This is a genomic window from Mycolicibacterium vulneris (assembly GCF_002104765.1).
Taxonomy (GTDB): Bacteria; Actinomycetota; Actinomycetes; order Mycobacteriales; family Mycobacteriaceae; genus Mycobacterium; species Mycobacterium vulneris.
Map to the genome: position 1 here is coordinate 22,884 of NZ_NCXM01000010.1, position 14,742 is coordinate 37,625.

Annotated in this window: 12 protein-coding genes; 3 read left to right on the top strand and 9 right to left on the bottom strand. The window is 63.6% G+C overall.

Annotation, left to right across the window (positions count from 1 at the left end):
• Positions 1 to 416: 416 nt before the first annotated feature.
• From B8W69_RS11300 to B8W69_RS11310, 3 genes are all read right to left on the bottom strand, one after another.
• On the bottom strand, positions 417 to 1,571 hold the full coding sequence (locus tag B8W69_RS11300) for an acyl-CoA dehydrogenase family protein (RefSeq protein ID WP_085289911.1): 1,155 nt from the start codon (positions 1,569 to 1,571) through the stop codon (positions 417 to 419).
• Between the two features lie 144 nt (positions 1,572 to 1,715).
• Positions 1,716 to 2,321 carry a MarR family transcriptional regulator gene (locus tag B8W69_RS11305; protein WP_085289912.1) on the bottom strand — a complete coding sequence of 202 codons (606 nt, stop codon included), beginning with the start codon at positions 2,319 to 2,321 and terminating at the stop codon, positions 1,716 to 1,718.
• The gene (locus B8W69_RS11310; RefSeq protein ID WP_085289913.1) at positions 2,314 to 3,942 is read right to left on the bottom strand and encodes a pyruvate, phosphate dikinase; all 1,629 of its coding nucleotides are present in this window, start codon (positions 3,940 to 3,942) and stop codon (positions 2,314 to 2,316) included. The genes B8W69_RS11305 and B8W69_RS11310 overlap by 8 nt, the downstream gene beginning before the upstream one ends.
• A 431-nt stretch (positions 3,943 to 4,373) precedes the next feature.
• Here B8W69_RS11310 and B8W69_RS11315 point away from each other — a divergent pair, with 431 nt between their 5' ends.
• Positions 4,374 to 5,111 carry a TetR/AcrR family transcriptional regulator gene (locus tag B8W69_RS11315; protein ID WP_245843203.1) on the top strand — a complete coding sequence of 246 codons (738 nt, stop codon included), beginning with the start codon at positions 4,374 to 4,376 and terminating at the stop codon, positions 5,109 to 5,111.
• Between the two features lie 19 nt (positions 5,112 to 5,130).
• Here the strand turns inward: B8W69_RS11315 and B8W69_RS11320 are convergent, their stop codons facing one another.
• Both B8W69_RS11320 and B8W69_RS11325 read right to left on the bottom strand, forming a co-directional pair.
• Positions 5,131 to 7,146: an oxidoreductase gene (locus tag B8W69_RS11320; protein WP_085289914.1), complete on the bottom strand. Its 2,016-nt coding sequence runs from the start codon at positions 7,144 to 7,146 to the stop codon at positions 5,131 to 5,133.
• Complete coding sequence (locus tag B8W69_RS11325; RefSeq protein WP_085290049.1) at positions 7,143 to 8,360, bottom strand: cytochrome P450; 1,218 nt, start codon at positions 8,358 to 8,360, stop codon at positions 7,143 to 7,145. Before B8W69_RS11325 ends, B8W69_RS11320 begins: the two co-directional genes overlap by 4 nt.
• Positions 8,361 to 8,546: 186 nt before the next feature.
• Here B8W69_RS11325 and B8W69_RS11330 point away from each other — a divergent pair, with 186 nt between their 5' ends.
• A complete protein-coding gene (locus tag B8W69_RS11330) occupies positions 8,547 to 9,194 on the top strand; it encodes an NAD(P)-dependent oxidoreductase (RefSeq protein WP_245843204.1) in 648 nt (215 codons plus the stop codon).
• Positions 9,195 to 9,256: 62 nt separating this feature from the next.
• On the top strand, positions 9,257 to 10,042 hold the full coding sequence (locus B8W69_RS11335) for an enoyl-CoA hydratase/isomerase family protein (RefSeq protein ID WP_085289916.1): 786 nt from the start codon (positions 9,257 to 9,259) through the stop codon (positions 10,040 to 10,042).
• 2 nt (positions 10,043 to 10,044) lie between these two features.
• Here B8W69_RS11335 and B8W69_RS11340 read toward each other — a convergent pair whose 3' ends face one another.
• From B8W69_RS11340 to B8W69_RS11355, 4 genes are all read right to left on the bottom strand, one after another.
• Positions 10,045 to 10,701, bottom strand: coding sequence for a TetR family transcriptional regulator (locus B8W69_RS11340; RefSeq protein WP_014711274.1), 657 nt, complete (start codon positions 10,699 to 10,701; stop codon positions 10,045 to 10,047).
• Positions 10,702 to 10,841: 140 nt separating this feature from the next.
• The gene (locus B8W69_RS11345; RefSeq protein WP_085289917.1) at positions 10,842 to 12,434 is read right to left on the bottom strand and encodes an AMP-binding protein; all 1,593 of its coding nucleotides are present in this window, start codon (positions 12,432 to 12,434) and stop codon (positions 10,842 to 10,844) included.
• Between the two features lie 21 nt (positions 12,435 to 12,455).
• Positions 12,456 to 13,493, bottom strand: a complete 1,038-nt coding sequence (locus B8W69_RS11350) for an LLM class flavin-dependent oxidoreductase (protein ID WP_085289918.1) — start codon at positions 13,491 to 13,493, stop codon at positions 12,456 to 12,458.
• Positions 13,494 to 13,524: 31 nt separating this feature from the next.
• Positions 13,525 to 14,721 carry an alpha/beta hydrolase gene (locus tag B8W69_RS11355; RefSeq protein WP_085289919.1) on the bottom strand — a complete coding sequence of 399 codons (1,197 nt, stop codon included), beginning with the start codon at positions 14,719 to 14,721 and terminating at the stop codon, positions 13,525 to 13,527.
• Between the last annotated feature and the right edge of the window lie 21 nt (positions 14,722 to 14,742).

The window sequence follows — 14,742 nt, forward strand, 5'->3', positions numbered from 1 at the left end:
CCACGAGAGCCTCCCGTTACTGGAGTATCAGGATTTTTTTATCCGTATTAGAAATATCATATGCGCTCGTCCCGCGGAGGCATAGTGCGAAACCGTTGATTGACGCGGGAAGCTCTTCCATTCCCGTGACGTCGCCCGCGCACTGCTCGCGTCCTCATCCTGCTCGGGGCCCTACGCAGGAGGGTAATGGGGCCCGCCCAACGGAGCTCCAAACACGGCCATCCGGCTGCTGGCGCGCGAGCGCAGGCACTACCGACCGAGGCTACCTGTGCAGACGTTCGTCTTGCCGGATGCGGGCCGCAGCATCAATTACCCGCCCAACGCGCCGTCGTGGTATGACCATGCACAGCAGTGGCTCGAGGCCACCCCTAATGAATCGCCAACGCTGAACGCCGACCGCCAAACCCGGTCGAGTGTCAAATACCGCCGCGCGAAACAAGCTGACCTGCAATGACATTACGCTGAATTTCGTTGGTTCCCTCGCCGACAATCATCAGCGGCGCATCGCGGAAGTACCGCTCGACGTCGAACTCGGTCGAGTACCCGTAACCGCCATGAATCCGGACGGCATTCAACGCGATCTCCATTGCCGTCTCCGATGCGAAGAGCTTGGCCATGCCGGCCTCCATGTCGGTGCGCTCGCCGCTGTCATAACGGTCAGCCGCATAGAGAGTGAGCTGCCGAGCGGCGGTGAGCTTTGTCGCCATGTCGGCCAGATAATGGCCGATCGCTTGATGCTTCCAGATCGGCTGACCGAAGCTCTCCCGCTGCTGGGAGTAGGCGAGCGCGTCCTCAAGGGCGGCGGTGGCCACACCGAGCGCGCGGGACGCGACTTGGATCCGGCCGGTCTCCAGGCCCTTCATCATCTGCGTGAAACCCTTGCCGGGCACTCCGCCGAGGATCGCGGATTCGGCGACGCGGTAGCCGTCGAAGGACAGCTCGCAACTCTCGACGCCCTTGTAACCCAGCTTGGGCAGATCGCGCGAGACCGTGAGTCCCGGGCCGGGTTCAACCAGCAGGATAGAGATGCCGGTGTGCCGCGGCGCCGCCTTCGGATCCGTCTTGCACAGCAGAGCAATCAGACCTGATCGGCGCGCATTGGAGATCCAGGTCTTCGCACCGGTGACCACAAAGTCGTCACCGTCACTGACCGCGGTGGTCGTCATGTTCTGCAGATCTGATCCGCCGCCGGGCTCGGTGAGCGCCATGGTCGCACGGATATCGCCGGATGCCATCGCCGGGAGGTAGGCTCGCTTCTGCTCCTCGGTCCCGAACAGTGTCAGCAATTTGGCCACCACGGTGTGCCCACCCATGGCCCCGGCCAGGCTCATCCAACCGCGCGCCAATTCCTGCGTGACCAGCACATAACACGCCATCGACACCGGCGAGCCGCCGTATTCTTCGGGGACCGCCAGTCCGTATATCCCGATCTGTTTCATTTGTTCGATCCACTTCTCGGGGTACTTGTTGTCGTGCTCGACCTCGCGAACGGTCGGCTTGACCTCCCGATCGATGAACCCGCGCACGGTCTCGACGAGTAGGGTCTCTTCATCGGTCAATACAGTGCTCACGCCATCACCTCTCGGGCCAAATTTTATTCTAGATTAAACCGGACTGGTGCGAGCACTCGACGCTGCCCACCCCTCCCTTTCCGTCGGCCGGAGATGACGTGGGCCAAACGGTGATCGATGGCCGAGCCCGACTACGCGACGCGTTTAGCTGGCGTGCCCGGCGCGTGCCTCATCCTCACGGGTGAGACCTGAGGCCTCGATGAATTCCTGATGCAGTTCAAACCATACGGTGTGGTAGGAGTCGACGATCGGCCTGGCCAACCAACTGGTATCGCCGGCTTTGACCTTCGCCAAGGCCGACTCGAGTTTGTCGGCGTACGCGTTCAGCCGACTCAGATATGTCGCAGCAGAATCGATGACGGGTCGTACCATTCGATGGACGTCATCGAGACGCGCAATCACAGCTGCGTCGTAGTCGAGGTCGTCGTGCGAGTTCGGTTGGCCGTCCTTGATCTGCCAGTCTGTTATGAGAGCTTTGAACTCGTTGTTGGCGTCACGGAAACTGTCGTAGATGCTGGCCAGTACATCTTGGTCGACGCCCGACCGCTCCTCAGCCAGAAGAGCGTTAAGCCGCTCGCGTCCCTCGGGACTGATCCGGACAGTCTTTCCCTCGATGACGAGACCCTCTGAAATCAGCTGCGCCAGAGTCGATGCGACCGCGGCAGGATCTTCACCGACGGTGGCGATCAAATCCGGCTCACGCACCCGACCCTTGAGGCGGATCGCTTGCAGGACAGTCAAATCAGACATCGGTCAGTACCTTTGTGTTGTTGTCGAGTTGGTGCGCGACCAACATGATGATGAGCGGGTGCGGGGAGACGACGTCGGTGAGGCCGGCAGCAAGCGCCTTCGCCACCGCTGATGGAGACGAATCGGTAAGCACCGGGTAATCGCCCACCGCATGGCCGCGAATCGGGCTGACGCGGCGCGCGATCTCGGCTAGCTCAGCAAGATCCGGGGAATCGGTCTCGGACCACGCGGTGAGTTCCAGGATCCCCTCGCGCACCTCACCCTCGGCCCCATCAACCGTTATCAGCTTGCCCTCGAGCTCTGCGACGACCCCGTCTCCGCATCCGACGACGGCCGGTCTGCCTATCTCGCGGCTCACCACCGCGGCGTGCGATGTTGCGCCACCCGTCTCCGTGACGATTCCCCGGGCAGCCAGCATGCCCTGGACGTCGTCGGGGCTGGTGGCTGCACGCACCAGGATCACATCTTCCCCCTCCTCGGCAGCATCGAGTGCCTCGTCGACGTCGGAATAGGCTTTACCCGATACCACGCCGGGGCACGCCGGCAGTCCGCGTGCTAATAGTGGTGCGGCTAAACGGGTTTCAGGGAGAAGCGCCGGTGAGAGAAGCGTCTCGATCTGGCCCGGTGTCACACGGCGCAGTGCCTCCGCATCGTCGATCAGCTCTTCGTGGCGCAACCGCAGCGCCAGCCGTACCGCAGCCTGAGCGGACCGTTTGGCCGCCCGAGTCTGAAGCAGCCACAGTTTGCCCTCCTCCACGGTGAATTCGATGTCCTGGACGTCTGCGGCGAGCCGCTCCAGGGTCTGCGCCGCGATCATGAGTTGGTCGTAGACAGCGGGCTGCTCATCCCGCAACGCCGCAATAGGTTCGACATCGACGTTGCCTGAGACGACGTCCTCACCTTGGCCATTGGCCAGCCACTCACCGAATGGTTCGTCGGCTCCGGTGATTGGATTGCGCGAGAACAGCACCCCGGTACCTGAATCGCGTGCGAGATTGCCAAACACCATGGCTTGCACGACAACTGCTGTTCCTGCGTCGGCATCCAGGCCATGGTGTTTTCGGTACGTGACGGCCCGGGGGCTATTCCATGAGGCAAAGACGGCTTCGATCGCTCCCCGCAGTTGCTCCCACGGATCCGCCGGTACCTCGACCTGTGGGTCTCCTCCCAGCACGATGCGCCGGTACATCTCATTAAAGCGTTGGCGAGTGTCGCGGGCGAATTCAGCGGAAGCGGCGAATGCGAGTGCCTTCTCGACGTCATCGTTGATCCCGAGGTCGAGCACGGTGTCCATCATCCCGGGCATCGATAGAGCGGCTCCGCTGCGCACGCTAACCAACATCGGCCGTGGGCCGCGGCCAAAAGTGCGAGACGTCTGATTCTCGAGCCCCCGGACTTGCTCACATACTTCGGCCCACAGCCGGTCGATGCACTGAGTGCGACCGGCGAAAAATTCCGCGCACACGCTGGTCGTGATACAAAATGCTGGCGGCACCGGCAATCCCTGCCGTCGCATCGCATCGATGCCGTACCCCTTGCTTCCAAGCACCTCACGGCTAAGGCCGGCCCGGCCGTCCAGCGCGACGACCGAGGGACTCGCTCCCTCACCTATTTTTGACATGAGATTAGATTCTAGATTAAAGGCCGGAATTTTGACACAAGATTAGATTTCTAGCGAAGTTCAGGACGCAGTGCATGACTCGGCCACTGGAGCTGGGCCAATCGCGTTGACATCGGCGATTCTTGTTCACGACCAAAATCGTTCGACCAGCATCATTAATCATGATGCGAGCCCTCCCTCGAGTGATGGCGTACTGCTTCGGTCTCACCGATCGATGTCCATATCAGCGGCACATCCGTCGGGTCTCGCGGGGTTGAAGCCAGGCTCCATGTCGTCGCCCAGGCTCTTCAGGCCATCGACTTCGAGACATCCGCTCGTTGCTGCGGTTAGCAAGAAGAGCGCGGCATTGCCGCAGGGTTCTTGCTGATGCTTTGTGCTTGGTGGCCGGAAAGGCGGCGCAACCTACAACTTGTGTTGAATACTATTGAACCGTGCCTAGAAACCCGCCTTCTACGAAGTCCGACACTGACAGCGCAAACTCGAAGTCGCAACGGACGCGTGCGCGAATTCTCGACGCAGCCGCCCGTGTGCTCAGCGTCAAAGGTTTCGCTGGGACGCGGCTGACAGATGTAGCGGATTACGCCGAGATACAGGCACCGGCGATCTACTACTACTTCCCATCCCGGGAGGATCTGATCGAGGAGGTGATGTATTGCGGGATCCACGATATGCGGACGCACCTACGGACCACGCTGGACGCACTGCCGGCCGGCACAGCGCCCCTGGATCGGATCATGGTCGCGGTCGAAGCTCACCTGCGGCACGCGCTCGAACTCTCCGACTACACCACCGCGTCGATCCGGAACTCAGGACAGATTCCCACCCGGCTCAGCAAGCGGCAGAAGAAGGAGGAGGCCGCCTACGGACGGATTTGGCAGGGTCTGTTCGCCGACGCTGTCGCAGAGGGTGAAGTCAATCCCGAGTTGGATCCGCAGTTGGCCCGATTCTTGGTGATGGGAGCGATGAACTGGACTGCGGAATGGTGGGACCCTCGCCGCGGATCCGTCGACGCCATTGTGGCCAACGCGCAACTTTTGGTCCGAAGTGGTCTCACCTCGGCGACCAAGACATCCGCACCGGCAACGCAACGCTCTGCTAAGCGTGCGCCGACATCGGCACGACCGACCGGCGCCCGCGCTCGCTCCAGCGCCCGTCGGCGATCTGAGTGACGCTGCCCGACGAGACCGCTTAAGTGGCACTTCCACCCCAGCCGTATCGCGCGACTGGCCTAATCCAGTCTGGGTGAAGGGAGTCGACGGACTGCCGCCCCTCGACCACCGCCACCTCCAGCCGGCGCGGTGAGCTTGCGTCGCCGATCACCCGAACTATGGGGCAAATTCCGACCAGTTCCTGCTGAAAGGCCCGATCTGGTGTCCCTCCGCTCATGAAGACCACATCGTCGAAAGCAAGTTGCTGCACTCGTTGCGGGGCCTCGAAACAGGCCACCTCGGCAGAACCGGGTGACAGTCGGTGGATCACCGTTCGCGGGAAGAACGTGAAGTCGCCCTTCAAAAGCTTCGCTAGAAGCGGGCTACCAACCATTTCCCACCGCATTTCCAGGTTCGCCGCTACCAGCGAATAACGGCTGACCATGAGGACGCGACGGCCGCTGTCGACGAGCTGTTGTGCGACGTCAGTGCTCTCATAATGGCCGATCTCGTCGAGCATCAACACCGTGTCCCCGAGACTGGCTCCGCGCAGCACGTCCCAACCGGTGTGGACGCTGACCGTGCTGATCCCGGGAAGCGGCAGGCGTGGCTGCAAAGTCTGGAATCCGTCACGGCGGGGCGTGATGCCGGTAGCGACGATCACGGCGTCCGGCCCCATGCGCCGCACCGTCTGGGTGTCAGCAGAAGTCCGTAGCCGCACATCGATGGCATGCAAGCGCATCTGGTGCTCGTAGAAATCGAGCAAACTTGCGATCTCCGGCCGGGTGGACGGCACCAGCCGGAGCTGTCCGCCCAGTGCGTCGTCCCTTTCCAACAGAGTCACGCGGTGACCGGCAATGGCCGCGCTGCGGGCCGCTTCCATGCCGGACGGGCCACCGCCGATCACAACTACCCTCAGGCCTGGCGCGTGGCGCACGATGGTGCCGTCGTCGTGGGTCAGCTCTCGACCGGCAGCGGGGTTGACCGTGCACATGGCGCGACCGCGGGTGTTGAGTCCGCCCGCACAGCTCTGCAAACACGCGATACACGGGCGTATCTCGGCGCCGCGACCGCTTACCGTCTTGGTTATGAGCTCGGGCTCGGCGAGGGTGGCGCGAACCATGGCGACGAGATCTCCCACGCCGGAAGCCACTATCTGATCGGCCTGTCGCAAAGTGGCGATTCGACCGGCGACGATCGTCGGCAGCGTTGTCACTCGGGTCATCCGTTCGCTGACAGGCAGCATGTATCCGGGTGGTTGATGCGCGGCGCCGATCAGCAGGTCGCGCGCGTAATGCGATCCCAGCGACACGTCCCAGAAATCGACCAGGGACTCACGCTCCAGCATCGAGATGAGCGTGATGAGGTGCGACGGTGTCGTTTGGTCCTCCGGACCGTCGGGAGACATCCGCAGTCCAACGGGATAGTCCCGTCCGACCGCGGTACGGACCGCGCGGAGAACCTCCACGAGATATCGGGACCGATTTTCCAATGACCCGCCGTAGTCGTCATCGCGCAGGTTGGTCGCCGGGGAGAGAAAGCTCGAGAAGAGGTAGCCATGTCCGGCGTGCAGTTCGATGCCGTCAATCCCCCCTTCGCGCGCGCGCAGCGCGGACGTGACGAAGGCTTCGGTCAACTCGTCCATCATCATGCGGGTCATCGGCACAGGCAGCATCCCGAGGCCCGGATCGGAAACGTGCGACGCGGCCCACGGCGCTGAGCTATCCAGGGTCAGCTGGGTCGGACCGCCATGCCAGATCTGCTGAAATAGCTTCATGCCCTCGGCATGCACGGCAGTGGTGAGCTTTGTCAGACCCGGCAGGACGCGGTCGCTGGTCAAATCGAGCATTGCCGGCGAACTCCAGTGGATCTGCGCGATATCGGCGAATGCGAGCGCTACCCCACCACGGGCCCGAGCCAGCAAGAACGCGATCATGTCGTCACTCACCAACTGGTTCACCGCCAGCCCGCTGCCCTGGGAGGTACGGACCACCCGATTGCGCAGCAATACGGGCCCGATGTGTGTCGAGCTCAGCACATGCTCGTAGCCGCTCATCGCGGGACCGGCGTGAAGAGCACCTCTAGCTTCGCGGGCCCCCGGGTATTGCCGCCTCCCCGCCATTCAATATCGGTCGGCCCGCCCTCGTCGGACAATCGGTAGTCGGGAATGGTCGCGAGGATCTCCTCGAGGACGATCAACATCTCCGTCACCGCGAGGTGCTCGCCGAGGCACCTGTGACGCCCGGACCCGAAGGTGAGGTGGGGGTTCGGCGTGCGATCGATGTTGAAGGAGAACGGTTCGCTGAATTTTGCCGGGTCGCGGTTGGCCGCACCGAAATTGAGCATCACCTTGTCACCGCGGTGTAGCAATGCCCCCGCTCGATCGTGGTCGTCGACGACGGTGCGGGCCATGTGGATGATCGGCGGGTCGATGCGCAGCGACTCGTGCACCGTGGCTTTCATCAAGGCGGGGTCGCTGACTAGGCGGTCCTTGAGACCGGGCTCGGCGGCAACCCGGAATAACATGCTGCCGATGCCGTGGACGGTCGTCTCGTGTCCGGCCAACACCGTCAGTTGCACCATGCCCAGGGCGATCTGCGGCGGGATCTCTGCACCGTCGATGCGGGCGTTCACGAGTTTGCTGAGTGTGTCGTCGGTCGGGTTGGCACGCCTGTTGCGGATCAGTTCTTCGAGCCAATCTTCCAGCTCCTTGGCCGCCGCTCTTTTCGCCTCGATGCCCACCTTCGCCGTCGACAGGAAATTTCCGGTCAGGCGGCGCGCCATCGACCAATCCTCGCGCGGGAGTCCCAGCGCAAGGCCGATCGCCAGCGACGGCACGATCTCTGCCACAGATTGCACGAGATCGGTATGCCCATCGGCCGAGAACGCCGCTATGCAGTCCCGAACTATCTCGCGTAGCTGCGGCTCCAGAGCCGCGACGGCGGGGGCGGTGAAAAACGGCATGACCAGTTTGCGGTACGGGGTGTGCTCCGGCGGGTCGAGTTCTGCCGGGACGACCGGCATCGATGCACCTGTTGGCGGGATCATGATGCCTGCAGTAGTGGTGTAGCGCTGGTGGTCGCGCGCCACCTCGAGCACATCGTCATAGGTGGCGAGCAGCCAGAAACCACCGTATTGCTCACTCCACCCGACCGGGCAGTTCTGCCGAATCGTCGCAAGGGTTTCATGCAAGTGGGACTGCACGGTTGGGTCGGCGAAGTCGTAGTCGATCGCTGGGCAGCGAACGCTCCCCGGGACATCGGTGGTCATCGAGTACTCCTCACCGCGAGTCATTCAAGGGGGCAGCGCGGAAGCCGACCGAGGCAGATGCCACATTCGCCGCTGTGCGCCCTCGCGGATGTGCGGCCGCGCAGGGGCATTGTGATTCGAGCCATCACTAATCTAACGTCGTTAGGTGAGGATCGCAAGCAATCGCTGGACAGAATGGAGCGTCTGATGCATGTGCTGCTGTTAGGGGCGACCGGGAAGGTCGGTGCGCCGATCCGCGATGAGTTGCGGGAGCGTGGCCACCAGGTGACCGCGGTGGTTCGCGACGGATCGCGACTGCCCCCAGCTGACGCGTCCCTACATCACCGGATCGGAGACGTCTTCGACGGCGCATTCCTCGACGACGCTGCGCAGGGCACCGAAGTCGTGCTCTGCTCGGTGGCGCTGCGTGACGACGCCCAGCGTGAGCGGACACCCGTGACGCTGATACGTCGCGCCGCCCACGCCGCCGGCCGCGCGGGCGCCCGCCTCATTGCGCTCGGCGGTGCGGGTAGCCTCCGAACGGCCTCAGGTGTCGACGTGGTCGACACGCCAAGCTTTCCCGAAGTCGCCAAGCGAGAGTCACTGGGATTTCGTGCGGCGCTGCATGATCTGATCGACGATGCCCCCGAGGACCTCGTGTGGACCGTGGTCTCGCCGCCCCTCGCTATCGAGTTCGACGGGCCGCGCACGGCCAGCTACCGAACCGCCTACGACGATCTCATCGTCGACGAGGCCGGCGCCTCGCGCATCTCCGCCGCCGACCTCGCCGTCGCCGTGGCGGACGAGGTGGAGAAGTCCCAATATCCGCGCCGACGATTCACCGTTGGATATTGAAGGTCCACGCCAAATACCAATCGCTGCTTGATTAGGCGGGGGTACGTCGATAAGCTGCACGGATGACAGTCCGGCACGGGGACCTTCGACTCGAGCGCCACGGCAACGTCGCAGAGATCATCTGGGCAACGCCCAAGCTGAACTTGTTCACCCCACACGTGGCCGAGGCGTTCGAGGCGATCCTCGGCCAGCTGCCCAGCGACATCCGGGCTCTGTTGCTGCGCGCCGAGGGCAAGGTTTTCTGCGCTGGGGTTCGGGTCCAGGAATTCACCGTCATGGACGACCGGGCCGGCACGGATTTCAGCAGGCGCCTACTCACGTTGATCCGCCGGATCGAGCAACTGCCCATACCGACGGTGGCGGTCGTCCACGCGCTCAACCTCACGATCGGTCTGGAACTGGCGTTGGCATGCGACTTCATCTGGTCGGCCGAGAACGTCAGGATGGGCCTGGTCGAGGCTACCGTTGGCATCACGCCGGCGGCGGGCGGCACCCAACGCCTGGTCGCGCGCGCCGGCGTGGCACGAGCCACCGAGATGGTCTGCACCGGACGGACCTACGACTCGTCGCGATTGCGCGAGTGGGGTGTCGTCGACGAGGTCCTGCCATCCGACCAGCTCCTCACCCAGGCCCGCGCCTTCGCCGATGAATTGGCCGCGGGCCCCACCGTCGCGACAGCGATTGCGAAACAGATCATCGCCGTGGCCCGCGATCGCGGCGTGGCCGCCGCCGACGACATCACCCCGGATCTGGCCGGACCCGTTCTCATCAGCGAGGACGCGGCGATCGGGCTAGAGACCATGCTGTCGCAAGGGCCGGGCGCCAAACCCGCATTCGTTGGTCGGTGACGCTAGGCGCGCTTACCGAGCTCGGCGGCAGGCAACCACCGTGCCTGACGTTCCTTCACCGCCGTGTCGATCGCGTCCAGAATGCTGTTGGTGACCAGGTCGTAGATCTCGTCGAAGGACAGTCCACGTTCCGACAATGCTTTGGCCAACGCCGGATATTGATCGGCGTCGATGTCGTGCCGACTCTCGGGCGTGTATCCCTGCGTTTCGTGCAAGGCGCTGCCGATGGCGAAGAGCTCGAGAGCATCGAGCAAGGGCATCACCGCCGCGCCCGGAACGCCCTCCTCGACCAACCGCTGCGCCGAAGTATCAAGCATGCGGGCTCCCATTCCGAGCGAGCGTTTGCCGACGATCAGCGGGACCAACGCGGGGTGCTTGAGTAGCGCGGCACGCAACTTCCGGGCATTTTCGGGCAGCCAATGCCGCCAGTGGTCGTCAGATTCCTCCGGAGCGCGGACATCAGCCAGCGCGAATTCCGCTGCGCCGATGAGGATTTCATCCTTGTTGTCGAAGTGGTGATACAGGGAAGCTCCGTTGACTCCGAGGGCGTCGGCTAACCTACGGATGCTGAGCCCTTCGAGTCCATCTTCGTCGATGATGGCCAGGGCCGTCTCCAAGACTTTCCGCCGCGAGATCAGCGCCACCTTCGGTCGAGCCATGCGTGCTCCTCCCACGATGTTGCTGACAGCTTAACCAAACGCCGTACCTGCTGCTGAGCACCGCAACGGCGGTGTCATCATCATGGCTCTCGCGCTAAGGAGTGGTCCACATTGTCGCGGTGATTCGTTGGACTCGGTCGTCACCGCTGTGCCGACGCCACGGTCGAACGTCCAGAGCCGTACTTCTGCTTCAGCTCGGCCTTCGGGATCTTGCCGGTGACGTTGCGTTCGAACGGCTCCACGACCAGGAAGTCGGCGGGCACCTTGTATTTGGCTAATCGGGTCCGACAGTGTTCGGCGATGGCCGTCGCGTCGAGTTGCACACCGGGCCGCGGCACGATAAGCGCGCGACCGACCTCGCCCCAGCGCTCGTCAGCGATCGAGATGACCGCGGCGTCGGCGACGTCGGGATGCTCCGCAATGACGCGCTCGACCTCGGCCGGATACACGTTCTCGCCTCCGGACTTGTACATGTCCTTATAGCGGTCGACCATCGTCAAATATCCGTCCTCGTCTTGGACGAGGGCATCTCCGGTGCGGAACCATTCACCCGCGAATGCTGAGGTGTCGTCGCGGTCGCGGCGCCAGTAACCCGGGGTGACGGCCGGGCCGTGCGCCCAAACCTCACCGGTCTGGCCGGGCGCGACGTCCTCGCCGTCGGGCCCGACGATCCGAATAGCGGTGTACTGCACGGGAAGTCCACATGAGCCGAACTTCGTCAGCGTGGCCGTGGGCGGAACGATGCTGACGATCGGACCCATCTCGGTGGAACCGTAACCGACACTCAGCGGCAACCCACGATCGTGGAAGGCTTTGGTGACCTCCCAGTTCAGGAAGCCGCCGCCAATCTGACCGTGCACCATGTGGTTGAAGTCAGCGTCGGCGAATGCGGGAACAGCACTCATCATCTGATACATGACCGGCGCCCCGGAGAAATGCGTGAAACCTCTGTCCCGGTCAGCCAGCAACTCGACTACTCCGACCGGATCGAATCTGGGTGCTACCACCACCGTTGCGCCCAGTGCCAGCACCGGATTCGTCATGCTGTTGAGACCGGCCGCGTGAAAGAACGGCAACACCGCCAGATAACGACTGGACGACGACAGTCCGTAGGGCTGCACCGAGTTCAGCAGCTGGTAATGCAACGTCTGATGGGTGCAGATCGCGGCTTTGGGCCGGCCGGTCGTTCCTGAGGTGTAGAGGAGTTGCACCGGATCGGTGATGCGGCTTATCGGGCGGGCGGCTCTCGGTGCGGCGGCCGCGGCGCCGGCGACGATGTCGTACGCGCAATCGGCTGGAACGCCAGACTCGTCGGCTCCGACGACGCCGGGGAAGGATGCCAGCCGCGGGATCCCGGCTGCCGCCGCGATGTCGACAGCCACCTCACGCATGCCGGCGTCGTGGATCAACACGATCGGATCCGAATCAGTGCACAGGAATTCCAGTTCCGGGCGAGCCAGCCGGAAGTTCAGCGGGACGAAGATCGCGCCGAGTCGCATACAGGCGAACTGCACAACTAGCACCCAAGGGTCGTTGTTCGCCAGCACGGCCACCCGATCGCCCTGAGCAACCCCCAGGTCGTCGGCGAGCGCGCCGGCCAGACCTCCAACCACCTCGTCGAGCGCGCGCCACGTCATGACCTCTCCGGTCGTGACGTCCTCGAGCGCGGGTGCGTGGGGCCTGCTGCGGCTGTGATAGCTGACCGCCTCAGAAGCCAGGGGGTGAACGCTCATAATCTCCGTCCTGCGGCCTCGTCAGTCAAGCTGCGGAATGACCGCGCTACCGATGAGTTCGACCATCTCACGGTATTCGCCCGCGGGCTGGCCACCCATGTCGATGTAGATCAGGTTGGTGGTGCTGGACAACAGCTGCGCCCAGGTGTTGAGCCGGTCGGCGACCTCTGCCGGACTACCCACGATCGCGGGGCCACGCGTGGTGAGGAATTCGAAGTCGAACGGCTTGTTGATGAATGGCGGCGGGTCCGGGTTGACCCTGCAGATGATGGTTTTCATCAGCTCGAAGTAGTTGCGGTAGCGCGGTTCCCACCGCTGTCTGGCCGCCTGGCTGGTTTCGGCGACATTGACATGCCAGCAGGCGCCGACCCGGGGCTGACGCGAGTGGCCGCACGAGGCGAACTTTTCCAGGTAGCTTTCGACCACCGGCTTGAACATCTCCGGATTGCCGAACGCCGAGGGCAGCATCAGATCGAGACCGAGTCGGGCGGCCAATTCGAGCGACGATTCCGAGGCGCCACCGCCGATCCACAGCGGTACGGCGCCGACCGGCGCGGGTTGAAGCACGAAGTCCTCGATCGGCGCACGGTGGCGCGATCCGGGCCAGTCGATCTTCTTGCCCGCCCACAGCTGGGTGAGCAGTTCGATGTTCTCGGCGAAGAGCTCGTGGGAGTCGTCCAATCGGTTGCCGAACAGCGTGTAGGTGGAGACGAAGAAATTGCCGCGCCCAGCGACCACCTCGCAGCGCCCTCCTGACAACGCGTCCACGGTCGCATAGTCCTCGGCCACCCGTATCGGATCGAGGTTCGCGGCCAGCGTCACCGCGGTCGATAGTCGCAGGTGCTCGGTGCGCTCTCCGATCGCCGACAGGATCACCGGCGGTGCCGACGTCGTGTATTCCAGTCCGTGGTGCTCGCCGATATGAACGCCGTGGAAACCGACGCTGTCAGCTGCCACGGCAGCTTCGACGATGCCGCGATGCCGTTCGGCCGCGGTCTCGGTTTCACCGGTGACAGGATCGGTGACCACATCCCCCAGCGACATCAAGCTCAAATTCATGTTGGCCTCCTGTAGGAGCAGAAATGGTCGGTCAGGAAGTGGCGAAGCCGTGCCGCCGCATCCAGTCGTGGACATGATCGGCGGCTTTTGACAAGTGCGACCGCTGGTCGTTGCCGGTGAAGTAGTGGTTCGCGTCGACCAGGTCGATGCGTTCCTTGTCCTGGTGGCCGATCGCGTCGAACACCTGCTCTTGATGGCTGGTGGGCACGGCGTCGTCGGTGCCGTTGCACATCATGAGGATCGGGACCGACACCCTTGGTGCGGCGTCGCCTGCGTCGACCTGTGCGGTGTCCAGGCCCCACTGGGATAGCCAACTGCGCGCAGTGGTGAAGCGCATCAGCGCGCCCGGGCTGGTATTGGCGATCTCGGGGTCGCCGAGGTAGCTCCAGCGAGGCCGGCGTCCGTTGGGTTCGATGGTGGGGTCCAGCCAGCGAGGATCGGCCATGGTGCCGTGTACGACAAACGCGTGCTCGGCGTGTGGGCGGCCGGTCAGACGAAATTCATCCAACTTGTCCTGAGCGAACGCGGTGATCCGACGGTTGCGTTCACGTTGCCGGTCCCGGTATGCGGCCAGAAAATTGGCCGAGTATGGCGGTTGGTTCGGGTTGGCCGGATCGTAGAGATCGAACTCGGCGTCTCGGTTTCGCTCGGGCACCAATTCGTCGGTAACCGAGGCATCCAGGAATTCGGTGAGCAGCCGATGGCGACTGCGGGGGGCGGCCAGCAACATCACGCCGTCGGCGTGCGTCAGCGTGGTTTCGGCCAGCGGCGTCGGCTCCCCTGCCGCGGTCTGGGTGATGCTAGGTTTTTCCGCTTCGGCCTGGTAGCCCATCATCGGTGAGCCGCCGCCACTCCACCCGGCCAACACAACCTTGCGGTATCCCAGCCGTTCTCTGGCGTCGCGCACGCAGGCGCCGACATCGAGGAGATGGTTTTCCATCTGCAGCGCCGAGTCGCCCAACGTGTATCGATTCGCGCAGCCGATGACATGCAGGCCGGTCCGCGCCAACTCGGGAAAGAACGGCAGGTAGGCCGGCGAGCCGATCGGGTGCGACGCCACGATCACGGTGTCGGAGTCACGTTCCCCGCGCAGTAGCTGGGCCTGACGCACGACATTGTCGCCGATAGTCCCGTACACGTCCTTGCGCGCCGCCCGTTCTGTCGACACCACCAGATAGGGCGTCCGCCGGTACTTGGACCGCTCAACCGAGACTGGTTCGGCGGTCATAAGTAGCGCACTTCCTGCATG

What these genes read in the sequence shown, in the direction of transcription:
- B8W69_RS11335 (WP_085289916.1), top strand. Translation starts at nt 9,257, where the DNA reads ATGACAGTCCGGCACGGGGACCTTCGACTCGAGCGCCACGGCAACGTC.
- B8W69_RS11330 (WP_245843204.1), top strand. Translation starts at nt 8,547, where the DNA reads ATGCATGTGCTGCTGTTAGGGGCGACCGGGAAGGTCGGTGCGCCGATC.
- B8W69_RS11320 (WP_085289914.1), bottom strand. Translation starts at nt 7,146, where the DNA reads ATGAGCGGCTACGAGCATGTGCTGAGCTCGACACACATCGGGCCCGTA.
- B8W69_RS11355 (WP_085289919.1), bottom strand. Translation starts at nt 14,721, where the DNA reads ATGACCGCCGAACCAGTCTCGGTTGAGCGGTCCAAGTACCGGCGGACG.
- B8W69_RS11350 (WP_085289918.1), bottom strand. Translation starts at nt 13,493, where the DNA reads ATGAATTTGAGCTTGATGTCGCTGGGGGATGTGGTCACCGATCCTGTC.
- B8W69_RS11310 (WP_085289913.1), bottom strand. Translation starts at nt 3,942, where the DNA reads ATGTCAAAAATAGGTGAGGGAGCGAGTCCCTCGGTCGTCGCGCTGGAC.
- B8W69_RS11325 (WP_085290049.1), bottom strand. Translation starts at nt 8,360, where the DNA reads ATGACCACCGATGTCCCGGGGAGCGTTCGCTGCCCAGCGATCGACTAC.
- B8W69_RS11305 (WP_085289912.1), bottom strand. Translation starts at nt 2,321, where the DNA reads ATGTCTGATTTGACTGTCCTGCAAGCGATCCGCCTCAAGGGTCGGGTG.
- B8W69_RS11340 (WP_014711274.1), bottom strand. Translation starts at nt 10,701, where the DNA reads ATGGCTCGACCGAAGGTGGCGCTGATCTCGCGGCGGAAAGTCTTGGAG.
- B8W69_RS11345 (WP_085289917.1), bottom strand. Translation starts at nt 12,434, where the DNA reads ATGAGCGTTCACCCCCTGGCTTCTGAGGCGGTCAGCTATCACAGCCGC.